Annotated in this window: 19 protein-coding genes; 12 read left to right on the plus strand and 7 right to left on the minus strand. The window is 71.0% G+C overall.

Going from position 1 to position 22,821, the window contains the following annotated elements; translation table 11 throughout:
* Positions 1-231: 231 nt before the first annotated feature.
* The 4 genes from ACWEV3_RS41340 to ACWEV3_RS41355 all read right to left on the minus strand — a co-directional run bounded on the left by ACWEV3_RS41340 (position 232) and on the right by ACWEV3_RS41355 (position 6,119).
* Positions 232-3,006: a PQQ-dependent sugar dehydrogenase gene (locus ACWEV3_RS41340; protein ID WP_452619136.1), complete on the minus strand. Its 2,775-nt coding sequence runs from the start codon at positions 3,004-3,006 to the stop codon at positions 232-234.
* 152 nt (positions 3,007-3,158) lie between these two features.
* Positions 3,159-3,746, minus strand: a complete 588-nt coding sequence (locus tag ACWEV3_RS41345; protein ID WP_452619137.1) for a SanA/YdcF family protein — start codon at positions 3,744-3,746, stop codon at positions 3,159-3,161.
* 166 nt (positions 3,747-3,912) lie between these two features.
* Positions 3,913-5,481 (minus strand): alkaline phosphatase D family protein, encoded by a 1,569-nt coding sequence (locus ACWEV3_RS41350; protein ID WP_452619138.1) that lies wholly within the window; start codon positions 5,479-5,481, stop codon positions 3,913-3,915.
* A 176-nt stretch (positions 5,482-5,657) separates the two neighbouring features.
* Positions 5,658-6,119 carry a MarR family winged helix-turn-helix transcriptional regulator gene (locus ACWEV3_RS41355; RefSeq protein WP_452619139.1) on the minus strand — a complete coding sequence of 154 codons (462 nt, stop codon included), beginning with the start codon at positions 6,117-6,119 and terminating at the stop codon, positions 5,658-5,660.
* Positions 6,120-6,220: 101 nt separating this feature from the next.
* On the opposite strand from ACWEV3_RS41355, the gene ACWEV3_RS41360 reads away from it, so the two are divergent.
* The 3 genes from ACWEV3_RS41360 to groL all read left to right on the plus strand — a co-directional run bounded on the left by ACWEV3_RS41360 (position 6,221) and on the right by groL (position 9,416).
* The gene (locus ACWEV3_RS41360) at positions 6,221-6,625 is read left to right on the plus strand and encodes a DUF5313 family protein (protein WP_452619140.1); all 405 of its coding nucleotides are present in this window, start codon (positions 6,221-6,223) and stop codon (positions 6,623-6,625) included.
* A 665-nt stretch (positions 6,626-7,290) separates the two neighbouring features.
* Positions 7,291-7,581 carry a co-chaperone GroES gene (groES, locus tag ACWEV3_RS41365; RefSeq protein ID WP_010316109.1) on the plus strand — a complete coding sequence of 97 codons (291 nt, stop codon included), beginning with the start codon at positions 7,291-7,293 and terminating at the stop codon, positions 7,579-7,581.
* 212 nt (positions 7,582-7,793) lie between these two features.
* Positions 7,794-9,416 carry a chaperonin GroEL gene (gene groL, locus ACWEV3_RS41370; protein ID WP_452619141.1) on the plus strand — a complete coding sequence of 541 codons (1,623 nt, stop codon included), beginning with the start codon at positions 7,794-7,796 and terminating at the stop codon, positions 9,414-9,416.
* A 179-nt stretch (positions 9,417-9,595) separates the two neighbouring features.
* Here the strand turns inward: groL and ACWEV3_RS41375 are convergent, their stop codons facing one another.
* Entirely contained in the window at positions 9,596-9,901 is a 306-nt protein-coding gene (locus ACWEV3_RS41375) for a WhiB family transcriptional regulator (RefSeq protein WP_029536210.1), read from the minus strand.
* A 195-nt stretch (positions 9,902-10,096) separates the two neighbouring features.
* On the opposite strand from ACWEV3_RS41375, the gene ACWEV3_RS41380 reads away from it, so the two are divergent.
* The 4 genes from ACWEV3_RS41380 to ACWEV3_RS41395 all read left to right on the plus strand — a co-directional run bounded on the left by ACWEV3_RS41380 (position 10,097) and on the right by ACWEV3_RS41395 (position 14,286).
* Positions 10,097-11,200, plus strand: coding sequence for a MerR family transcriptional regulator (locus tag ACWEV3_RS41380; RefSeq protein ID WP_452619142.1), 1,104 nt, complete (start codon positions 10,097-10,099; stop codon positions 11,198-11,200).
* Positions 11,201-11,509: 309 nt separating this feature from the next.
* On the plus strand, positions 11,510-12,106 hold the full coding sequence (locus tag ACWEV3_RS41385; protein ID WP_029536209.1) for a response regulator transcription factor: 597 nt from the start codon (positions 11,510-11,512) through the stop codon (positions 12,104-12,106).
* A 524-nt stretch (positions 12,107-12,630) separates the two neighbouring features.
* Complete coding sequence (locus tag ACWEV3_RS41390) at positions 12,631-13,203, plus strand: sigma-70 family RNA polymerase sigma factor (RefSeq protein WP_093265524.1); 573 nt, start codon at positions 12,631-12,633, stop codon at positions 13,201-13,203.
* A complete protein-coding gene (locus tag ACWEV3_RS41395) occupies positions 13,204-14,286 on the plus strand; it encodes an anti-sigma-D factor RsdA (RefSeq protein ID WP_452619143.1) in 1,083 nt (360 codons plus the stop codon).
* An 84-nt stretch (positions 14,287-14,370) separates the two neighbouring features.
* Here the strand turns inward: ACWEV3_RS41395 and ACWEV3_RS41400 are convergent, their stop codons facing one another.
* Positions 14,371-14,766, minus strand: a complete 396-nt coding sequence (locus tag ACWEV3_RS41400) for a DUF5319 domain-containing protein (RefSeq protein ID WP_165968161.1) — start codon at positions 14,764-14,766, stop codon at positions 14,371-14,373.
* A 222-nt stretch (positions 14,767-14,988) separates the two neighbouring features.
* Here ACWEV3_RS41400 and guaB point away from each other — a divergent pair, with 222 nt between their 5' ends.
* From guaB to ACWEV3_RS41415, 3 genes are all read left to right on the plus strand, one after another.
* Complete coding sequence (guaB, locus tag ACWEV3_RS41405) at positions 14,989-16,500, plus strand: IMP dehydrogenase (protein ID WP_132486445.1); 1,512 nt, start codon at positions 14,989-14,991, stop codon at positions 16,498-16,500.
* Positions 16,501-16,736: 236 nt separating this feature from the next.
* Positions 16,737-17,867 carry a GuaB3 family IMP dehydrogenase-related protein gene (locus ACWEV3_RS41410; RefSeq protein ID WP_132486443.1) on the plus strand — a complete coding sequence of 377 codons (1,131 nt, stop codon included), beginning with the start codon at positions 16,737-16,739 and terminating at the stop codon, positions 17,865-17,867.
* Positions 17,868-18,145: 278 nt separating this feature from the next.
* Positions 18,146-19,846, plus strand: coding sequence for a GMC family oxidoreductase N-terminal domain-containing protein (locus ACWEV3_RS41415; protein WP_452619144.1), 1,701 nt, complete (start codon positions 18,146-18,148; stop codon positions 19,844-19,846).
* Here the strand turns inward: ACWEV3_RS41415 and ACWEV3_RS41420 are convergent.
* Positions 19,762-20,739, minus strand: a complete 978-nt coding sequence (locus ACWEV3_RS41420) for a CPBP family intramembrane glutamic endopeptidase (RefSeq protein ID WP_452619145.1) — start codon at positions 20,737-20,739, stop codon at positions 19,762-19,764. The two genes, ACWEV3_RS41415 and ACWEV3_RS41420, sit on opposite strands and share 85 nt — an antisense overlap.
* A 152-nt stretch (positions 20,740-20,891) precedes the next feature.
* Between ACWEV3_RS41420 and ACWEV3_RS41425 the strand changes: the two genes are divergently transcribed.
* Together ACWEV3_RS41425 and ACWEV3_RS41430 are read left to right on the plus strand one after the other, a co-directional pair.
* Positions 20,892-22,106 (plus strand): sensor histidine kinase, encoded by a 1,215-nt coding sequence (locus ACWEV3_RS41425; protein WP_452619146.1) that lies wholly within the window; start codon positions 20,892-20,894, stop codon positions 22,104-22,106.
* Positions 22,094-22,732 (plus strand): response regulator transcription factor, encoded by a 639-nt coding sequence (locus ACWEV3_RS41430; protein ID WP_452619147.1) that lies wholly within the window; start codon positions 22,094-22,096, stop codon positions 22,730-22,732. Before ACWEV3_RS41425 ends, ACWEV3_RS41430 begins: the two co-directional genes overlap by 13 nt.
* Positions 22,733-22,821 lie beyond the last annotated feature (89 nt).

Consider the following 22,821-nt stretch of genomic DNA (forward strand, 5'->3'; position numbering starts at 1 on the left):
GACCCCCGGACCCCCGGACCCCCGGACCCCCGGACCCCCGGACCCCCGGACCCCCGGACCCCCGGACCCCCGGACCCCCGGACCCCCGGACCCCCCTCCGGACCCGGTGCCCGGTCGGCATCGTCGTCGTCCAGGGGGTCACAGTTTCAATTGAAACTGCCACCCCCTGAGACGGCGTGCGTCGTCCGGTCTGGGCGCAGTTTCAATTGAAACTGCGGCCAGACCAACGGTTCAGTACCTCCGGTCGATCGTCGTGCCGGTGGCCGCTCGCCACTCGACGTAGCCGTGCTCGAAGTCGTTGCGGCGACCGCCGGAGACCGCGAACTCCCCGGTCTTCGGATAGCCCAGGTACGAGCGTTCCCAGCCGAGCGCGGACCAGCGTTCGCGGATCCGGCCGTACACCTCGTGCGCTCCGGTGCCCGGCGTCCAGTAGATCGAGCCAGCCTTGGAGAAGTGGTTGTACCGCCCCACTCCGTCCGGCGTCGTGAGCTCGTCGGTCGTCGGGTAGCCGAGCGGCCCGAGTTCCCACCCCAGCTGCGACCAGGTCGCCCGGATCGCGCCCCAGATCGCATGCGCCCCGGAGCCCGGCGACCAGTAGATAGAGCCCGCCTTGGAGAAGTGGTTGTACCGCCCCACCCCGTCCGGCGTGGTCACCTCGTCGGTCGTCGGGTAGCCGAGCGGGCCCTGCTCCCAGCCGTTCGCCGCCCAGTTCTGCCGGATCGCGCCCCACACCGCGTGCGATCCGGTGTCCGGGCTCCAGTAGATCGAGGCCGGGAAGCCCGCGGTCACCCCGACGAAGTGGTTGTACCGGCCGACACCATCCGATGTGGACAGTTCATCCGTGGTCGGCGGGCCGAACCTGCCGTGCCCGCCGAGTTGCAGGTACTTCGCGAGGTTCCCGCCGTAGACGTAGTGCACACCGGTCTGCGCGGTCCAGTACAGCCGCCCGCGCTCGTAGCCGCGGTAGCGGATGCCGTCCTCGGCGATCTCCGGACCGGTGGGCTGCCCGAGCAGGTTCCGCAGCTGCGGTTCGGCTTCGTAGCGCCGGTCGATCGGCGTGGCGTACCGGGCCGCGAGCGTCAGGTCGCCGGCGCCCATGGTCAGCACCCGCGACCGGGCACTGATTCCGTCGGTCCAGCCGGCGAAGGTCGCCACGCCGTCGGTCGCGGTCGCCGCCGCGATCACGTCGAAGGAGGCGCCTTCGGTGACCATCGCCGAGCTCCGCCCGCCCTCCGCGGGGATCTGCAGCACGGCGGGCACGTTGCTGGTCAGCGTGAGCAGGTGCTCGCGCGGCATGGCCGCGTAGGTCTCGCTGCTGCGCACCCCGGCGCTGTCGGTCGTGCTGGCGGTGATCTCCATCCGAGAGTCCGGGTGATCGGTGAACGCGACCTGGAACGACTCGCCGGTGCCGCCGGCCCCCGGATGGCGGTGGCAGGTCGCCTCCTCCGGGCAGTGCACCTCGGCGCTGGTCCAGGTGATCGGCGTCGTGCCGTCCTCGGCGTCGGTGGCCCGCGCGGTGAGGGACACGGTCTCGCCGACGGCGAAGGTCCGCCCGCCCGGCGTCGTCAGCGCCAGCTGGGGGGAGTGGTTCGCCGGCGCGACCAGCAGGTCGACGCTGCCGGACGCGCCGAGCGGGTCGGTCACGGTCAGTCGCGCGGTGAACCGGTCGCCGTCCGGGTAGGTGTGGCTGGTGCGCGCGCCGGAGCCGGTCGCGCCGTCGCCGAAGTCCCAGCGGTAGGTCAGCGGATCGCCGTCGAAGTCCTGCGATCTCGACCCGTCGAAGGTGACGGTGCGGGTCGCCGGATCGGTGCTGATCTCGGCCTCGGCCACCGGCGCGGAGTTGCCCTGCGGGTAGCTGAGCCGCCGCAGCGTGCCGGAGTAGATGTCGGCGAAGACGACGTCGCCGTTGGGCGCGGCCGCGAACTTCACCGGCCCGCCGATGTCGCCGCCGAACGGCGGGTTCTCCGGCGCCCGCACCAGCTTCCCCTGCGCGTCGAAGCGCAGCGTCCACAGCTTCTTCGTGGTGTAGTCGCCGAAGAAGTACGCGCCGCGGTAGGCCTCTGGGTAGCTCTCGCCCCGGTAGATGATGCCGCCGGTGACGCTGTTGCCCTGGTCGGCGCCGCCGCCGTGGTGGTATTCCCACAGCGGCGGGGTGTTCACCACGGACGCGCATTCGGGCAGGTCGTCGTAGCCCGGGGTCCGGTGGTTCCCCTCCCAGCAGGGCCACTTGTAGTTCTGGCCGGGCCGGACGAGGTCGATCTCCTCCCAGGTGTTGTAGCCGACGTCGCCGACGATCGGCGTGCCGGTGCCGGGGTCCAGCGACAGCCGGAACGGGCTGCGGAATCCGCTGGCGTACACCCGGCTGCGCCACGACGAGGGGTTCGACGCCTGGTAGTACGGGTTGCCGGGCACGCCGTCGCCGGCAGCGGTGACGTGCAGGACCTTGCCGTTGGGCCAGTCGACGTCCATGGCCCGCAACGCGTTCCGGTCGGTGCGGGTGAAGTCGGAGAGGTCACCGACGGACACCCACAGGGTGCCGTCGTCGGCCGCGACGATCCCGGTCATGCCGTGCACCGCATAGGGGCTGCGGAACTCGAAGAGCACCTGTTCGTCGGCGAGGCCGGTCGGTTCCGGCGCGCCGGTGACGGTCCAGCGCGCGAGCCGCAGCAGGTAGCCGCCGGTGCCGCCGGGGACCGAGCGGGCCAGGTAGACGTGCCGCGAGGTGGCGTAGTCGGCGGCCACCGCGAGCCCGGTCAGCCCCAGGTCCTGCGCCGGTTCGACGGGCAGGGCGGCGATGGTCCTGGTGCGGCCGTCGGCGGCCACCCACGCCACGGTGCCCTTCTTCCCGGTGGTGAGGACGCTGCCGTCGGGCAGGTACGCGAAGTCGGTCAGGTCGAAGGCGGCCTGCCCGCTGGGTTGGCTGCGGAGGACGAAACCGGATGGCACGGCGGCTTCCGCGCGGCGGGCCGGTAGCGCCGCCAGCAACCCGATGGATAACAGCGCCACGCAGCACGCGCTCAACCAGCTGCGGAGTCTTCGAGCGAGCACGGTGATCACACCCCTCTTCGGCAAGGATGTGCTGATATCGCCCGAAGTTCCGCCCGGGTTGCCCACCGCCCGGAATCTTGCCCACCGTCACGGCCGATCACCGGTGGTGATCAGCGGCGCCACCAGAACGCCTTGGTGGTGGCGAGGAACTCGCGGCGGGCACCGCGGGCGGAGACCCGGCGCAGGCCGTCGGCCGCCGCGTCGTGGCCGACGCCGTGGGCGTCGATGCCCGCGCGCCGGCACAGCGCGACCGCGCGGCGCAGGTGGAACCGGGTGGTCACGACGGTGACCTCGCGAAGCCCGAAGTCCTCGGCCGCCCGCCGGCAGGACGACCAGGTGTCCACACCGGACTCGTCCAGCACCACCGCGGAGGCGGGAATCCCGTGCGACACGAGGTGGTGCCGCATCACGACGGGTTCGCTGTGCCCGCGGGATTCCGGGCTGCCGCTGACGATGATGCGCCGGACCCGGCCCGCCTCGAACAGCTCCCGCGCCACGTTCAGCCGCCCCTGCAGGATCCGGCTCGGCAGGCCGTCCCAGCGCACTCCCGCGCCGAGCACCAGCGCGTACTCGGTCGCGGGCGCGTCCTGGACAGTGCTGATGCGGCGGGCGCTGCGCGCCAGTGCCCATGCCGAGGGCAGCGCCGCCGCGACCCCGAGCCCGGCCAGCGCAGCGAGTCCCTTCCGAAGTCCACGCACCGGACAAGTGTGCCATCGAGGACAACGGCCGGGACCGGCCACGCGCCAACCGATCGCCGCAAGTCGCCCCGTGCGTACTTTGTGTTGCTATAGCAGCACGAAGTACGCACGGGGCGATAGGCCACCGGGCGCCTCCGCTGAGCCGTCCCCAGTGGACGGTCCGGGGTCAGGCCGGGTTGAGCACCGGGTTGCCGTCCTCGACCACGAACGACTTCGCGGTCTCCGCCGGGGCGTCCTTCTTCGACACGTACGGCAGCACCCGGTAGTCGGCGCGCAGCTCCGCCTCGGTGAACTTGGTGCGCACGTAGCCACGCCGGTTGGCGTAGAACTTCACGTGCGGGTTCTCCTTGAGCACGTCGCCGTTGCCGTCGTCGTTGCCGTCCCCGCCGCTGGTGACGGAGGTGGTGATGAACTCGGTCCCGACGGCGCGCGACTCGGGGTCGTCGTGGGTCCGCTTGATCTCCGCGGCCCAGTGCCGGTGCACGTCGCCGGTGAGCACGACGCCGTTGCGGACCGCGCTGTCGGCCATCGCGCCGGCGATCCGGTCGCGGTTGGCCACGTAGCCGTCCCAGGCGTCCATGTTGTAGCCCTCTTCGGCGCCGGGCGTCAGGTCGATCTTGGAGAAGAACACCTGCTGGCCCAGCACGTCCCAGCGGGCGGTGGTGTCGCGAAACCCGTCGATGATCCACTTCTCCTGCTCGGCGCCGGTGATCGACCGGTCCGGGTCCTCGCGGTCGGTGCAGCCGGACTGCACGCCGTCGCCGCAGGCCTGGTCGTCGCGGTACTGGCGGGTGTCGAGCAGGTGGAAGTTGACCAGCGATCCCCAGCCGTACCGCCGGTAGAGCTGCATGTCGATGCCGCTGGGCTTCGAGCCTGCGCGCAGCGGCATGTTCTCGTAGTACGCCTGGAGGGCGGCCTTGCGCCGGTCCAGGAAGCCGTCGTCGGGCTTTTCCGGGGTCTCGTCGGCCCAGTTGTTCTCGACCTCGTGATCGTCGAACACCACCAGCCACGGCGCGGTCGCGTGCGCGAGCTGCAGGTCCGGGTCGGTCTTGTACTGCGCGTGGCGCTGCCGGTAGTTGGCCAGCGTGCGGGTCTCCGGGCCGAGCACCTTCCGCACGTCGCCGTCCTTGGCGGCGTACTCGTACTGGTAGTCGCCGAGGTGCAGGATCAGCCCCGGCTCGTCCTCGGCCATCCGCCGGTACGCGGTGAAGTACCCCTGCCCGAAGTGCGCGCAGGAGGTGAAGCACATGGTCAGCTCGCCGAGCGCGTCCGGCGCGGGCGCGGTGCGGGTGCGGCCGACCGGCGAGATCGAGCCCTCGGCGCGGAACCGGTAGAAGTACTCCGCGCCGGGCTGCAGGCCCTCCAGCTCGACGTGCACGCTGTGCCCCAGCTCCGGCGCGGCCTGGGTCTCGCCGCTCTGCACGATCTTGCCGAACTGCTCGTCCGCGGCGACCTCCCACTGCACGGGCACGGCCTTGTCGGGCATGCCGCCCAGCCCGTCGTCGGCGGTCGGCTCCGGTGCCAGCCGGGTCCACAGCACGACCCCGTCCGGCAGCGGATCGCCGGAGGCGACGCCGAGGGTGAACGGGTCGGCGAGCCGGCGGGTACCGGCGCCGGGCAGCGACAGCGCGTTGGCCAGCGCGGAGCCGCCGAGTGCGGTCGCGCCGAGCGCGGCGGCGCCGCCGAGCAGCACGGCGCGGCGGCTGACCCGGCCGGGTAACGGGATATCGGGCATCGGTGTCCTCCAGGTGTCCTGCGGAAGTCGTCCGGGGCTCGACCGTGGCGCGATCGAGCGCACGAAAGTACCGACACCAGAAGAGGGTTTGGTGAATTCCCGGCGAAATGGGGCGGCCGAAGCAAGCCCCGGGATCCGTTCGGCCCAGCCGCCGCCGGACCGATCGGCTCAGCGGGTCACCCGGCGTCGAGGGCGCGGCGGGTCGCCGCGATCACCTTGCTCAGCGCCGCGTTGAGCTGCTCCAGCTCGGCGACCTCCATGCCGAGGAGCTCGACCACGCGGTACGGGATCTTCTCGGCCTCCGCCCGGAGTTCCCGGCCCTTCCCGGTCAGCTCCACGGCGAGCAGCCGCTCGTCCTCGGTGCTGCGGCGCCGTTCCAGGTAGCCGATCGATTCGAGGCGTTTGAGCAGCGGCGACAACGTCGCGGGGTCGGCGTGCAGGGCGCCGCAGAGGTCCTTCACCGATCTCGGCGACTGCTCCCACAGCGCGAGCATCACGAGGTACTGCGGGTGCGTCAGGCCGAGCGGCGCGAGCAGCGGCCGGTAGACGGAGATGACGTTGCGCGAGGCGACGGACAGCGCGAAGCACACCTGGCGATCGAGGGTGAGCGGGTCCTCACCGAGGTCGATCTGGTTCATCGGGGTCTCCTTCCGGCCGGGGTGCCCGCTATCACGCTAATCATTAGCGTGCTAATGATTAGCATATAGGTTGTTCGCGGACGCTCGGCGAAGGAGGGGACGTGGCCGCTGAGGGACGAATCCGGCCCAACCCGGTGCAGTGGATCTGGTACGCCTTCGGCGGCCGGCTGCCTGCCAGGTGCCGGGAGTGGGTCCTGCACGACATCACGTGCCGGACCTGGGTGCTGCGGCACATCGGCCGCAGCCTGGTCCAGATCTCCCCGGGACTGCTCTTCCTGCTGCTGCCCGGTCCGTTCTGGATCCGGGCGATGTCCGTGCTCGGCGGGGTCATCCTGGCGCTCTGGTACTCGCTGTCGTACCTGGAGCACACCAGCGAGTACCGGCTGACCAAGCACGGTTACCCGATGGGTACGGGAAGGGCGGTGCGCGAAGAGGCGCAGGCCGCGATCCGCGCCCAGCGGGCGCAGCGGTACGCCGAGCTCTACCGCAACCAGCCGGAGCGGTGAGCTCGCGAGGTCATTTCGGCCGCCACCCGGCTCGGGTCGGTGGGCCGGGCGGGCCGGGTGGGCGCGCGGGTCGGGGGCGGCGCTCCCAGGGGCGGTTCGCGGGCTTGGAGAGGGCGGGCATGCCTGGCAACCTAGGGCACCGAACCGCCTTGGTGTGAACCACCTCGTGGCATTGGTGACATTTCCCGCATGGCGATCTACCAGCGAAGATCACGCACAGCTGATCGTCTGTGACAACTTCCCAGGTGGCGGCCCCACGGCCCCGGTTCGCTACGGTCCGAACCGAATCGAATCCGCCGGGTAGCCGGAGCGCGCCGAGTACGCGGACGCTGGGATCCCGCGTTGCTGGATGGTCGAGCTCGGGGTGCCGCCGACTCTGCTTGACTGTCGTCCGACGGAGGCTTCCGGCTATTAGGACGGCGGCTGCACCGCTGGTCGATTCGTTGCGGCTGAGCCCTTCCCGGCCTCGCTCCGGCTCGGCGAGCCGGGGTGATCGACACGCCGGGAGGCCGGAGGAGAGGGTTGTTGTTGAGCGTTGGCACTCTCATGGGTAGAGTGCTAGCAGAACGGCGCCGCAGCGCCCCGGCACCCGCGACGGCGGGGAGCCACGGAGCCGTCTTAACCCAGACAACGCTTCGAAGGCCCCAGAAGGTGGAGGTCACACCGTGGCGAGCATCAAGCCGCTTGAGGACAAGATCGTGGTCCAGGCGAGCGAGGCCGAGACGACGACTGCGTCCGGCATCGTGATCCCGGACACCGCCAAGGAAAAGCCCCAGGAGGGCAAGGTTCTGGCCGTCGGCCCGGGTCGCGTCGACGACAAGGGCAACCGCATTCCGGTGGATGTCAAGGAAGGCGACGTCGTCATCTACTCGAAGTACGGCGGCACCGAGGTCAAGTACAACGGCGAGGAGTACCTGATCCTCTCCGCCCGCGACGTGCTGGCCGTCGTCAACTGACGCTGCACCACGCGAGCAATGCCGCCCCGGCGGTCCCGACCGGGACCCCGGGGCGGTCGCATGTCCGGGACCGGAGCGTCCCGAGTCGTACGGAATGGGAAGTCCTGGGCGCGTGATCGCACCTCGGACGTCGGGCGAGCGGCGCCATCCGCGCCGCCACGCAAGGCGACCCCGTGCACAGCAAAAGGCATCCATGAAGGGCTGTTGTAACCATGGCTAAGCAGATCACCTTCGACGAGCAGGCGCGGCGCGCGCTGGAGAGCGGCGTCAACCAGCTCGCCGACGCGGTGAAGGTCACCCTCGGGCCGCGTGGTCGGCACGTCGTGCTGGACAAGCAGTTCGGCGGGCCGCAGATCACCAACGACGGCGTGACCATCGCCCGCGAGATCGAGCTGAGCGACCCGTTCGAGAACCTGGGCGCCCAGCTCGCCAAGAACGTCGCGACGAAGACCAACGACGTCGCCGGCGACGGCACCACCACCGCCACCGTGCTCGCCCAGTCGCTGGTCCGCGAGGGCCTGCGCAACCTGGCCGCGGGCGCCAACCCGGCGTCGCTGAACAAGGGCGTCCAGGCGGCCACCGACGCCGTCGTCGAGGCGCTCAAGGCCAAGGCCACGCCGGTCAAGGGCCGCGACAACATCGCCCAGATCGCGACCGTGTCCTCCCGGGACGAGTCCATCGGCGCCCTGATCGGCGAGGCGATGGAGAAGGTCGGCGAGGACGGCGTGATCAGCATCGAGGAGTCCTCGACGCTGGCCACCGAGCTGGAGATCACCGAGGGCCTCCAGTTCGACAAGGGCTTCATCTCCCCGCACTTCGTCACCGACGCCGAGCGTCAGGAAGCGGTGCTGGAGGATGCGCAGATCCTGCTGCACCGCGACAAGATCTCCGGCCTGCAGGACCTGCTGCCGCTGCTGGAGAAGATCGCGCAGGGCGGCAAGCCGCTGCTGATCATCGCCGAGGACGTCGAGGGCGAGGCGCTGTCCACCCTGGCCGTCAACGCGATCCGCAAGACCCTGAAGGTCGTCGCGGTCAAGGCCCCGTTCTTCGGCGACCGCCGCAAGGCGTTCCTGGACGACCTGGCGATCGCCACCGGCGCCCAGGTCATCGCGCCGGAGGTCGGGCTGAAGCTGTCCGAGGCCGGTCCGGAGGTGCTCGGCGCGGCCCGCCGGGTCACCGTGACCAAGGACACCACGACCATTGTGGACGGCCGCGGCAGCGCCGAGGACGTCAAGGACCGCGTGGACCAGATCCGCAAGGAGATCGAGGCCACCGACTCCGACTGGGACCGCGAGAAGCTGCAGGAGCGGCTGGCCAAGCTGTCCGGCGGCGTCGCGGTGATCAAGGTCGGCGCGGCCACCGAGACGGAGCTCAAGGAGCGCAAGTCCCGCATCGAGGACGCCGTCGCCGCCGCCAAGGCCGCGGCCGAGGAGGGCAGCGTCCCCGGTGGTGGGTCGAGCCTGATCCACGCCGCCAAGGCGCTGGCCGACGACCTCGGCCTCACCGGTGACGAGGCCACCGGCGTGCAGCTGGTGCGCCGCGCGCTGGACGCCCCGCTGTACTGGATCGCCGCCAACGCCGGCCAGGAAGGCGCCGTCGTGGTGTCCAAGGTTCGCGACCTGGACTGGGGCGCCGGTTACAACGCGGCGACCGACGAGTACGGCGACCTGGTGCAGGCCGGCATCGTCGACCCGCTGAAGGTGACCCGCTCCGCGGTCGCCAACGCGGCCTCCATCGCCCGCATGGTGATCACCACCGAGAGCGCGGTCGTGGAGAAGCCGGAGGAGCAGCCGGAGGCCGCCGGGCACGGCCACGGCCACGGGCACGGCCACTGAGCCATTGCGCGTGAGCCGGGCCCTCGGCCCGGCTGAACGGCACGAAGATCGGGGCGGTACCCACGGCGTGGGTACCGCCCCGATCTTTTGGTCCTACCCGGAGCCGAATGACGCCCCTCGTAGTCATCCGACTCCGGCGGCCGCCCGCGATCCGCGACGCGGCGGCCGGCACAAGCGCGTCAGCTGGCCGCGACCGCCAGCTGCTGGCGCTTGCGCGCCTTGATGATCACTTCCCGCTCCGACTCCGACAGCCCGCCCCAGATGCCGTACGGCTCCTGCACGGCTAGCGCGTGCGTCCGGCACTGCGCGATCACGGGGCAGTGCTGGCACACCTCTTTCGCCTTCGCCTCGCGCCGAGCTCGTGCCGGGCCGCGTTCGCCGTCCGGATGAAAGAAGTACGCGCTGTCCATGCCTCGACAGGAGCCCCGTATCTGCCAATCCCAGATATCGGCGTTCGGTCCTGGAAGACGTCGAGTGTCTGCCATTGCGCAAACCACCTCCTAGCGGTGGGTCCCCTCCCCGCTGCAGCCGGCGGCCGCAGCCTCGCATGATCCGACCGTAGAACCGCGCCAAAACTTGTTCAACCCTTATCGAGCCAAAAGCTGTTCATCGTTGGAGTGATCTTTGGCCGACCAAGATCGACGCCCGACGGCTTGCCCTCCACGGGCCGGAACCGGAACATGTCCCGCGTGACGACGCGGCCGGAACCTGTGCAGGGGCAGGACACCCCCATCCCGAGCGACGATCCGGAGCTGGTCGGAGGTCCGGATGGCGCCGCGTCGGGCGATCAGCCGCGGCTCAGCGTCGCCGCGGTGGCCCGCCGGCTCGGTGTGGCACCCGCCACGCTGCGCACCTGGGACCGCCGGTACGGACTCGGGCCCAGCGATCACACCAGCGGTCGGCACCGCCGCTACGGCCCGGACGACATCGCTCGCCTGGAGCAGATGCAACGCGCGCTGCTGCGCGGTGCCTCTCCGATGGAGGCAGCCCGCTACGCCCGCACCGTCGCCGCGCCGCTGCCGCAGCGATACCCCGACGCGACCGAGCGGCAAACGCAGTCGGACGGATCCGGCGACGGGCCGATGATGCTGTCCGGCGTGCTCGGCGGCGCCGGCGACATCGAGTTGGCCGGCGGCTCGAACACCGGCGGGCGCGGGCTCAAGCTCACCGGGGCCGGGCCGCGCGCCCGCGGCCTGGGGCGGGCGGCGCTCGCGCTGGACTCCTGGTCCGTGCAGCGGCTGCTGATCGAGTCGATGGACAGCGACGGCGTCGTGGAGACCTGGCAGGGCATGCTCCAGCCGGTGCTGCGCGCGGTCAGCGAGCGGCGGCAGCGGTCCGGCTCCGGCATCGAGGTCCTGCAGCTGCTGGTCGACTGCGCGTCCACCGCGCTGCGTTCGGTGATCGCGACCGCGCCGGCCCCGCTCAATCCGCGCCCGGTGGTGCTCGCCCCCGTGCCCGGTGAAGTGCAGGAGCTCGAACTCGTGGCGCTGGCCGCGGCGCTCGCCGCCAACCGCGTCGGCCACCGGCTGTTCGGCGCCGCGTTACCGCGCGAAGGGCTCGCCGCCGCGGTACGCCGCTCCGCCCCGGCCGCCGTGGTGCTCTGGGCCGACCAGTCGCACTACGCCTCGTCGCGGGTGCTGGACGACATCCCGATCACCCGCCAGCGCGCCCGCGCGTTCGTTGCGGGTGCCGGGTGGGCGCAGCAGGCGCTGCCCGCGCACGTGGAGCTGCTCGATTCGCTGGAGACGGCTGTGGCGCGTGTTTCCGAGACCGTACTGGGCTGAGCGAGACCTTTTGTGGCATAAATCACACACCCACCGTGTGGGTGGGGTTACGGCGTTCGTGCGGACGGGCGAAACTGCAGTCACGACTGGGTGCGATCGGGTGAATACTGCAGGTACGGCGCGTGGTCGGCGGCTTCCCGGAGTAGTGGGTGGGTCGGTCCCGGCGGCCTGCTCCGTTCCAGTGAACCGGCACCCGATCGGGCTGACACAAAATTTCTTGACGGATTAAGCACCGGATCGTGTCAAGGTTTTGGCCCCTGCGTCCGATAGGGGAGTTGGAACGTCACTCGCCTGCAGGAAGGAGTTCCCGTGACGACGGTCCTGATCTGCGATGACCGACGTAGCGTCCGGGAAGGGCTCACTCGTGTGATGTCTGCTGTCCCCGGAGTGAGTCGAATTGATTGCGTTGCGCACGGTGATGAGCTGCTGGCCCGCTTCTCGCGGCAGGCCGTCGACGTCGTCCTGGTAGGTACCCAGCGCGCGGTACCGAACGGCGTCGAGGCCACTCGCAGGCTCGTCTCCGCCCATCCGCAAGCAAACGTGATCGTGTTCGGTGCCCCGGACGACGCGGCCAGCATCGCCGCCGCGATCGCCGGTGGCGCTCGCGGCTACCTCCGCTGGGATGCTTCCCGGCCGGAGTTGGTGGCGGCGCTGGCGCACACGCTGGCGAGCACCTCGGTGCCCGCGCCCCGGCAACCGTCCGACCCGGGCGTGCAGCTGACGGAGCGCGAGCTCCAGGTGCTGCGCGGCATGAGCCAGGGCAAGAGCAACGGCCAGATCGGCCGGGAGCTCTACCTCTCGGAGGACACGGTCAAGACCCATGCTCGCCGGCTTTTCCGGAAGCTCGGCGTGCGCGACCGCGCGCAGGCAGTTGCGCACGGTTTCCGCCGCGGCCTCGTCGCGTGATCGTCGCGCGCGGTGATCACCGCGCGCCTGTCGATCGGAGCGCACCGGCAGATCCAGTCCGGGCTGCCGGTGCTCGGCGAGGACGTTGGCTTGGAGCGAGCTGACGTTACGAGTGCGCCTGTGGCTCGCGTCACTTCCGGCACGGCCCCGATCCGGGGTGCGACCGCCGGCGTGGCGCGAGCCACAGTTCTTCAGAGCGGGACGCTCCGGGACGAAACCGGCCTTCTCGGCAATCGGCGCAGATGCCTCGAACGTGTCGCGATAACCCGGTCGTGCGACCCCTGTGAAGATCCTCTCTGATCTTCTCCGGTGAACCTCCAAGATCCCGTGGCCAGGGTAAACGCCGCCGGGGTCGGCGTCTGGTATCTCTGAATGTGTGACGACGACGGCCCCCTCCATCCACTCCCTGTTCAACGATCGCCCCCCGGCCGGTACGGTGAGCTCGGCGCGGCGTGCGGCGCACGCGATCTCCGCCGGACAAATCCGAATCGCTTGAACGCGTAACACCAGGGCTGCTGTCTGCGATGACCAACGTGGGGGACGGGCTGGACGCTCTTGTAGGCGCCGCCGTCGACGGCGATCGTCAGTCGATCGAGCGCTTGCTGGCCGAAATCCGTCCTTTGGTGGTGCGGTACTGCCGCGCCAGAGTCGGACGAAACGAGAGGTCGTTCGCTTCGGCGGACGACGTGGCCCAGGAAGTGTGCCTCGCGGTGCTGACCGCGCTGCCCACCTACAAGGACCAGGGTCGTCCGTTCCTGGCGTTCGTGTACGGCATCGCCGCGCACAAGGTTGCTGATGCGCACCGCGCGTTGGCCCGCAACCGCTCCGAACCGGTGGCAGATGTTCCGGACACCCCGGAATCCGAGGCCGGACCGGAGCAGCGGGCCATGCAGGGTGAGCTTTCGGGCAGGATGGCGCAGCTACTTCGCGTCCTCCCGGCCAAGCAGCGGGAAATCCTGCTGCTCCGGGTGGTCGTCGGGTTGTCGGCGGAGGAAACCGCCGAAGCGGTCGGTTCGACGCCGGGCGCGGTACGCGTGGCTCAACACCGCGCGTTGGCCCGGCTGCGAAAGACGCTGTCCGCGGAGGAGGTGGTCTGAATGGCGGAGCGGAAGGGGCCCGAGGGGGAGCAGGCGGGACACGACCCTGTCGAGTCCGGCCGGCACGAGGACCGTTCGCGCGGGGCAGACGAGCGGGACCGGACTCCCGCAGAGAGGTCCGCAGACGAGGGAACGGAACTGAGCGACAACCAGCGGGATTCCGGCTCGGCCGAGTCTGAAACCACCGAACCCGACGCCGTGTCGGGCGACGCCGACGTGCTCTCCTTCCGGCCGCGACCGGCCGAGGAGTCCGACGAGCTGGTCGACTTCGACGACTTCGGCGAAGAACCGATCGACCTGGGCGCGCTGCAGGCCGACGACGCATTGCTCGACGCGCTCGGCGGGACCAATCCCGACGTGGTCGCGTCGGCCGACGACGAGCGCCCCAGCCTGGAGGCGCTGCTGATCGCGTGGCGGCAGGACATCGACGCCGCGCCGATCGGCGATCTGGTCGACGTGGAGACCGCGACCGCGGCCATCGCGGCGGGCAGCCGTCCGCGCCGCAGGCTCAAGCGCCGGCACCTGGTGCCGGTCGCCACCGCCGCCGCGGTCCTGATGATCACGTTCACCGGGGTTGGCGTGGCCGCCCGCGACGCGCAGCCCGGCGACATGCTGTGGGGCGTCGCGCAGGTCCTCTACTCCGACCGCACGCGCGCGATCGTCGCCGCGAGCTCGGCCCGCGAGGACCTGAACACCGCCGAGGGCGCGATCGAGCAGGGCAACCGCACCGCCGCCGAGGCCGCGCTGCGTTCCGCGCAGGAGCAGATGCGGGGCGTGGACGACGAGCACGGGCTGTCCGACCTGAAGGCCGCGCACGCTTCGCTGACCGCGCGGATGGGCCAGGGCGAGGATCAGCAGCCCCCGCAGCCCTCGACGCCGACCACGCCGTCGACGCCGACCACGTCGCCGTCGCAGCCGGTGCCGCCGGTGCCGCCGACGGACAGCTCGTCGGTGCCGCCGACGTCGTCCACGTCGCCATCCGAGTCGTCCACCTCGCCGAGCGAGACCAGCGGCAGCTCCGAGCACCCGTCCAGCGGCTGGGGATCGGATCTGTTCCCGCAGAAGAGCACCAGCAACCCGTGATGACGAGGCCGGCCTGACACCTGCCAACGCGAAGAGGGGCTCCCAGCCGGGAGCCCCTCTTCGCGTTCTGCTTGGTGGGAGTTGTCAGCGGGTCGTTTCGGTCTCGGTCACGCCGTCCGCGTAGCCGCGGCAGTACTCCCAGGTGACGTAGTCGCTCGGGTTCGGGTCGAACGCCGGCTCGTGCGGGCGCATCCGGCCGTCCTGCAGCAGCTGCTCCAGGCTGGAGCGCAGCAGCTCCCAGTCGTGGTAGTGGCATTCGCCGCAGTCCGCGCAGTCCACCACGATGCCGCGGAGCCCGCGGGGCTCCAGCAGGGCCTGGTAGACGGCGAGATCGGTCAGGTCGGCGAGCAGTTCGGCCCGTTCCTCATCGCCGAGTGGTGGGCCGTCGTCGGCGTCGTGATCGCCGAGTGCCATGCTCGGATCTTCCGGGTCACCCGCGAACGGGTCTGGTGGCATCGGATCGTGCGGCACGGCCCGCACGGTACCGGCTGCGTCCACCTCGTGGGGTTGTCGGGGCGGGTTTGGCCGCCCGCCGTGGCGTGGCCCACCCCTCGGGCCACGGGGCAAACGCGCCTGACCTGTGGTCTCTATCATTGAGGGAATCCCCGATGCCGATGCCACGTTCCACACGTAATCGCCGAGGACATCCAGCCGCACCCGCAGTCTGCGGACCATAGCGTGAAGGAAGGCACATCCCTCGCCATGAGCAGCGAACTCTCCGCACCCGGCCTCCCCTCGAAGTTCGCGACACTGGGTCTGACCTTCGATGACGTGCTCCTCCTGCCGGACGAGTCCGACGTCATCCCCAGCGGCGTCGACACGTCCACCCAGCTGTCCCGCAACATCCGCCTGCGGGTGCCGCTGCTGTCCGCCGCGATGGACACCGTCACCGAGGCGCGGATGGCGATCGCCATGGCCCGCCAGGGCGGCGTCGGCATCCTGCAGCGCAACCTGTCCGTCGAGGAGCAGGCCGCGCAGGTCGAGGTGGTCAAGCGCTCCGAGGCGGGCATGGTCACCGACCCGGTGACCTGCTCGCCGGACGACACCCTCGCCGAGGTGGACGCGCTGTGCGCCCGCTTCCGCATCTCCGGCGTGCCGGTGACCGACCCGGACGGCACCCTCGTCGGCATCATCACCAACCGCGACATGCGGTTCGAGGTGGACTTCACCCGGCGGGTGCGCGAGGTCATGACCGCGACGCCGCTGATCACCGCGCAGGTCGGCGTCACCGCCGAGGCCGCGCTCGGGCTGCTGCGGCGCAACAAGATCGAGAAGCTGCCGATCGTGGACAACGCAGGCAAGCTCCGCGGGCTGATCACCGTCAAGGACTTCGTCAAGACCGAGCAGTACCCGCGCGCCACCAAGGACCCGGACGGCCGGCTGCTGTGCGGCGCGGCGGTCGGCGTCGGCGCGGACTCGCACGAGCGCGCGATGGCGCTGGTCGACGCCGGTGTCGACGTGCTGATCGTGGACACCGCGCACGGGCACTCGCGCGCGGTGCTGGACACCGTGGCGACGCTGAAGAAGGAGCTCGGCAACTCCGTCGACGTCATCGGCGGCAACGTGGCGACCCGGGCCGGCGCGCAGGCGCTGGTCGACGCCGGGGCGGACGCGGTGAAGGTCGGCGTCGGGCCGGGCTCGATCTGCACCACCCGCGTCGTCGCCGGGGTCGGCGTGCCGCAGATCAGCGCGATCTACGAGGCGAGCATGGCCTGCCGCCCGGCGGGCGTGCCGCTGATCGGCGACGGCGGCATCCAGTACTCCGGGGACATCCCGAAGGCCATCGCGGCCGGGGCGAGCAGCGTCATGCTGGGCAGCCTGCTGGCCGGCACCGCCGAGTCGCCGGGCCAGCTGGTGCTGGTCAACGGCAAGCAGTTCAAGGTGTACCGGGGCATGGGCTCGCTGGGCGCCATGCAGTCGCGGGGCCAGGCCAAGTCGTACTCCAAGGACCGCTACTTCCAGGACGACGTGCTGTCCGAGGACAAGCTGGTGCCGGAGGGCATCGAGGGCCGGGTGCCGTTCCGCGGGCCGCTGGCGCAGGTGGTCGACCAGCTGATCGGCGGGCTGCGCTCGGGCATGGGTTACACGGGCTCCAACACGATTCCGGAGCTGCAGGACGCGAAGCTGGTGCGGATCACCGCGGCGGGGCTCAAGGAGAGCCACCCGCACGACATCCAGATGACCGTCGAGGCGCCGAACTACACCACGCGCTGATCACCACCGTCCCGGCCGCCGCATCCCAGCGATGCGGCGGCCGCGTCGTGTGGCGATTTCGCGCGAAATCGCCTTTCGCCACGCCTGGCCTGCGTCGATTTCGCGCGAAATCGACGCAGGCCTGACGTCGGCTCGGTGCGGTCGCGGCGGGCTAAGGAGCCCCCGTTGCACGTCACACGGGCAGCGAAGAGAGAATGCTTCGTCGGAAAGCGGTGCCGCGAGGAGGGACTTCAACGGTGCGGGATCAGGTTGAGATCGGCATGGGCCGCACGGCCATGCGCGGCTACGACTTGGACGACGTGGAGATCGTGCCCTCGCGGCGGACCCGGTCGTCGAAGGATGTTTCCCTGGCGTGGCAGATCGACGCCTACCGCTTCGACATCCCGCTGGTCACGCACCCGACGGACGCGGTCGTCTCGCCCGCCACCGCGGTGCGGATCGGCGAGCTCGGCGGCCTGGGCGTGCTGAACGCCGAGGGGCTGTGGGCGCGCCACGAGAACGTCGAGGAGAAGCTGTTCGAGGTGGTTCGCGCCGCCGAGGAGAACAGCGACCCCGAGGCGGCGATCCGGCTGCTGCAGGAGCTGCACGCCGCGCCGATCAGGGCGGACCTGCTGGCCACCGCGCTGAAGCAGGTGAAGGACTCCGGTGTCACGGTGGCGGCGCGGGTCAGCCCGCAGCACGCCGAGGAGCTGACCCCGGACCTGCTCGCGGCCGGCGTCGAGCTGCTGGTCGTGCAGGGCACCATCATCTCCGCCGAGCACGTCGCCCGGGACGGCGAGCCGCTGAACCTGAAGCGGTTCATCGCCGAGCTCGACGTGCCGGTGATCGCCGGCGGGGTCGGCGACTACCGCACCGCGATGCACCTGATGCGCACCGGCGCGGCCGGCGTGATCGTCGGCTTCGGCCAGTCCCGCGCGGCGACCACCACCCAGGTGCTGGGCATCGGGGTGCCGATGGCCACCGCGATCGCCGACGCCGCCGCGGCCCGCCGCGACTACCTGGACGAGACCGGCGGCCGCTACGTGCACGTGCTCGCCGACGGCGGCCTGTCGTACTCCGGCGACATCGCGAAGGCGATCGCCTGCGGCGCCGACGCCGTGATGCTCGGCGAGGCGCTGACCGAGTCGGCGGAGACGCCGGCGCAGGGCTACTACTGGACTTCCGCGGCCGCGCACCCGAGCCTGCCGCGCAGCGAGATCGTCGGCTTCGCCGGTTCGGGCGCGGACCTGGAGCAGCTGCTGTTCGGGCCGAGCAGCGACCCGTACGGCACGCTGAACCTCTTCGGCGGTCTGCGTCGCGCGATGGCGAAGACCGGCTACCGGGACCTCAAGGAGTTCCAGAAGGTCGGCCTGTCGCTCCGCGGCTGACCGTCGGCCTGCAGGTGTGGAGTGAACGGCCTGTTCGCCTCGATAGGTGAGGTGAACAGGCCGTTCACTCCATCCACTCTTCCAGCGGAGCCGGGTCGGTTGCTGTCCTGACCGGACGGGCGGAATCGGCGGCGTGCTGGACACTTCGGCGCGCCTGCGCAAGCTGAAACCGCCGCCCCACGGCGAGATGTCCGCCACCCGGAGCCGCTGCGAAAAGCGGGTGCAGAACCTGTTCCGCCTCTAGCTACTGGCGAGTAATTACGTCTAGTCTGTCGCGCATGGCTGGACGTGACGAGAGCGAAACCGATTTCGACGTGGTCGTCATCGGTTCCGGGTTCGGCGGCAGCGTGGCCGCGCTGCGCCTGACGGAGAAGGGCTACCGCGTCGCGGTGCTCGAAGCCGGTCGCCGGTTCGCCGACGACGAACTGCCCAAAACGTCCTGGGACCTGCGGAAGTTCCTGTGGGCACCGCAGCTCGGGTGCTACGGCATCCAGCGCATCCACCTGCTGCGCAACGTGCTGATCCTCGCGGGCGCGGGCGTCGGCGGCGGCTCGCTGAACTACGCCAACACGCTCTACCGGCCGCTCGCGCCGTTCTACGACGACCCGCAGTGGGCGCACATCACCGACTGGGAAGCCGAACTCGCCCCGCACTACGACCAGGCCACCCGGATGCTCGGCGTCGTCCAGAACCCGACCGAAACCCCCTCCGACGTGGTGATCAAGCAGGTCGCCGGGGAGATGGGCGTCGGCGACACCTACCACCACACGCCGGTCGGCGTGTACTTCCGCAAGCCCGGGCAGACCGACTCCGATCCGTTCTTCGGCGGCGCCGGGCCCGCGCGCACCGGCTGCACCGAATGCGGCGCCTGCATGACCGGCTGCCGCGTCGGCGCGAAGAACACGCTGGTCAAGAACTACCTGTACCTGGCGGAAGCGGGCGGCGCCAAGGTCTTCCCGCTGACCACCGTGACCCGGCTCGGGCAGGGCGCCGACGGCCGGTGGCGCATCGCGACCGCGCGCACCGGGGCGAAGATGTCCCGGCGGCCCCGGATCTTCCGCGCCGACCAGGTCGTGGTCGCGGCGGGCACCTGGGGCACCCAGAACCTGCTGCACCGCTGCCGCGAGAACGGCGACCTGCCGCGGCTTTCGACGCGGCTCGGGCGGCTGACCCGGACCAACTCCGAGGCGATCATCGGCGCGCAGATGAAGAAGCGCGACCCCGAGCGGGACTTCTCCACCGGCGTGGCCATCACCTCCTCGTTCCACCCGGACACCGACACGCACATCGAGCCGGTGCGCTACACCAAGGGCGCCAACGCGATGGGGCTGCTGCAGACCCTGGCGACCAAGGGCGGCGAGGGGTCGCGGTGGAAGCAGTGGGCGAAGTACGTGTGGAAGCACCCGAACCTGGCGCTGCGCATGCTGTCGGTCAAGAACTGGAGCGAGCGCACCGTGATCCTGCTGGTCATGCAGAGCCTCGACAACTCGCTGACCACGCGGCTCAAGCGGGTCTTCGGCAAGAAGCTGCTGACCTCGGAGCAGGGCCACGGCGCGCCCAACCCGACCTACATCCCGGCCGGTGAGCAGGCCAACGAACTGGTCGCCGAGCGCATCGGCGGCGTCGCGGGCGGCACCTGGGGCGAGCTGTTCGACATCCCGCTGACCGCGCACTTCCTCGGTGGCTGCGCGATCGGCGAGGACGCCGAGCACGGCGTGATCGACCCGTACCACCGGGCGCACGGCTACCCGACGATGTCCATCGTGGACGGTTCGGCGGTGTCGGCGAACCTGGGCGTGAACCCGTCGCTGACGATCACCGCCCAGGCGGAGCGGGCGTTCTCGATGTGGCCGAACAAGGGCGAGCAGGACGCCCGCCCGGACCAGGGGACCGGCTACCGCCAGGTGGAGCCGGTCGTCCCGAAGTCGCCGGCGGTCCCGGCCACCGCGCCCGCGGCGTTGCGCCTGCCCGTCGTCTGACCACCGCCGAACCGGCGGCGCAGGGCGAGCACGCAGAGGAGACCGGCCATCGCCAGCCAGCCCGGCCACGCCGTCAGGCCCGCGGTCAGCGGGCTCGGTGGCTGGTCGGCGGAGCCAAACACCCACGGCAGCTGAACCGCGGCCGTGCTGGTGAAGGTGTGCGCGACGACCGCGGGCACCACCGAGGCGGACCGCATCCGCAGCCAGGTGAAGACCGGCACGATCAGCACGCAGGACACCAGGAACGAGCCGATCGAGACCGGCCACGAAGCGCCGGGGTACTGGCCGCCGAGCAGCAGCGTCGGCAGGTGCCAGAGCGCGAACACCACGCCGGTGCCGACCATCGCGAACACGGGGCCGCGCGGCAGCAACCGCGGCAGCAGGAAGCCCTGCCAGCCCAGTTCCTCGCCGAAGAACATCGGCAGGAAGATCAGCATGTTGAGCAGCAGCCCGGCCGCCCAGATCGCCAGCTCGGGCCACGGAACACCGGTCTGCCCAAGGGTTTCCGGGGCGAACTGGCTGCGGAACCCGGAGAAGTTCCCGAGATCCGGGTGGTAGATCCCGGCCACCGCGCCCACCGACAGCGAAACCAGGCTGAGCATCAGCGGCACCGCGAAGGCGAGCGCGCATTCCACCGCCGTGCCCCTGGGCCAGGTCAGGGCCAGCGTGGCGCGAACGTTCCGGCGCCGTTCAACGCGGAGCAGGACGAACACGGCGGCCAGCGCCGGGGTGAGCATCGCGGCCGCGATGCAGAGCTGTTCGAGCAGGCCCATCGAAACGTCGTTGCCGGCCCGGCGGAAACCGGTCAGCCACAGCGGCGCCATCGCGAGCCACATGCCCGCGTAGGCGAGTCCGATGAATGCCAGGACCGAGCGGGTTTTCGGTTGGATCATGGCGGCGAAGCTATGGCGGCGACGGCGTGCCGCGACAGGCCGCGGACACCCGGCCCGATGGTGTCGTGCACTCCACTGTTCCGCGGGGCCGGTTCCGGCAGACTCTTGCCTGAAATCCCCGATTGCCGGGGATTCGAGGGGAGAGGTGGACGATGCGGCTGCGCGAGGTGGTTCGCGATTCCGGGTTCCTGCTGCTCGGCCTGGCAACGGGAATCGCCGCGCTGGTCGCGATTCCGCTGATCCTCACCAGCGGGATCCTGGTCGCGCTCGGCGTCGGCGTGGTCCTGCTGCCCGCCGCCCTGGGGGTGCTGCACCGGTGGGCGGAATGGGAACGGCGGCGGGCCGGGCGGCTGCTCGGCGTCGCGGTTCACCCGACGCAGGCGGTGACCGGATTGGGCGCGGTGCTCCGGTCGCCGGGCACGTGGCGGGATCTGCGCTGGCTGCCGGTGCACGCGCTGACGGGCACGATCACCTCGCTCATCTGCCTCGTCGCGGTCGCCGGGCCGTTGGCCACCGTGGCGACGATGCTGATCTGGCCGGTGGTGCCGAACATGTCGTTGCTGGGTCTGCGGATCACGAGCTGGCCGGCGACGCTGACCGCCGGCCCGGTGCAGCTCGCGATACTGCTCGCACTGCTGCTGTGGGGAGTCCCGGCACTGGCGAAGTGGCAGGCGAAGCTGAGCCTCGCGCTGCTTTCCCCGTCGGCCGCGCGGCTGAAGGCCGACGAACTGGCCGAACGGGTCGACGAACTGGCCGAGACCCGGACGGGCGCGCTGGAGGCGCACGGCGCCGAACTGCGGCGGATCGAGCGAGACCTGCACGACGGCACGCAGGCCCAGCTGGTCTCGCTCGCCATCCGGCTCGGGATCGCCGAGAAAGCGGCGCACCACGACCCCGATATGGCGGTCCGCATGCTGCAGGAGGCCCGCGAAGGAGCGGAGGAGGCGATGACCGGGCTGCGCAACGTCGTCCGCACCCTCTACCCGCCGATCCTCGCCGACCGCGGGCTCGCCGGGGCGGCCTCCGCGCTCGGCGCCCGGTGCGCCGTGCCGACCACGGTCACCGTCGCGGAGCTCGGCGAGGTGCCGGCGGCGGTCGAGGCCGCCGCGTACTTCGTCGTCGCCGAGGCGCTGAACAACGTGACCAAGCACGCCCGCGCGACGCGCGCCGCCGCGGCGATCGACCGGGTCGGCGACGAGCTCCGGATCGAGATCGGCGACGACGGCATCGGCGGGATCGACGAGTCGAAGGGCACCGGCGTGGCCGGCATCCGGCACCGCGTCGCGGCCCTGGACGGGCGGGCCGAGGTGGTCAGCCCGGTGGGCGGGCCGACCGGGATCCGGGTGGTGCTGCCGTGCGGGTCGTGATCGTCGAGGACAACGTGATCCTCGCGGAGGGGCTCAAGTTGCTGCTGAGCACCGCAGGCATCGAGGTGACCGCCGTGGTCGCCGAGGCGGAGCCGTTCCTCGACCTGATCGAGGCGGAGGCGCCGGACGCGGCCGTGGTGGACGTCCGGCTGCCGCCGTCGTTCCGCGACGAAGGCGTGCGGGCGGCCCTGCGGGCGCGCCGGATCCGGCCGGGCCTGCCGGTGCTGGTGTTCTCCCAGTACGTGGAGGAGACCTACGCGCGCGAGCTGCTCTCCGACGGCCGGGGCGCGGTGGGATACCTCCTCAAGGACCGGGTTTCGCGGGTGGACGAGTTCGTCGACGCGCTGCGCCGGATCGCCGGCGGCGGCACCGTGATGGACCCGGAGGTCGTCGCGCAGCTGCTGACCAGGCGGCACGACCCGCTCGCCGCGCTCACGCCGCGCGAGCGGGAGGTGCTGGCGCTGATGGCGGCGGGCTACGCGAACGCCGAGATCGCCGCGCGGCTGTTCGTCACGGAGCGGGCCGTGCTCAAGCACGTCGGGAACATCTTCGCCAAGCTCGACCTGCCGGTCGGGGACTCGGGCCACCGCCGGGTGCTCGCGGTGCTCGCCTACCTCGGCGGCTGACGAGACGGGCATCACATCCAGGCCGGTCACATCGCGCCGGGTCGACTCGTCATAGGTGTGCAGGCACCGAAAACGGCAGAGGAGCCCAC

The sequence above is a fragment of the Saccharopolyspora sp. NPDC003752 genome (assembly GCF_053605825.1).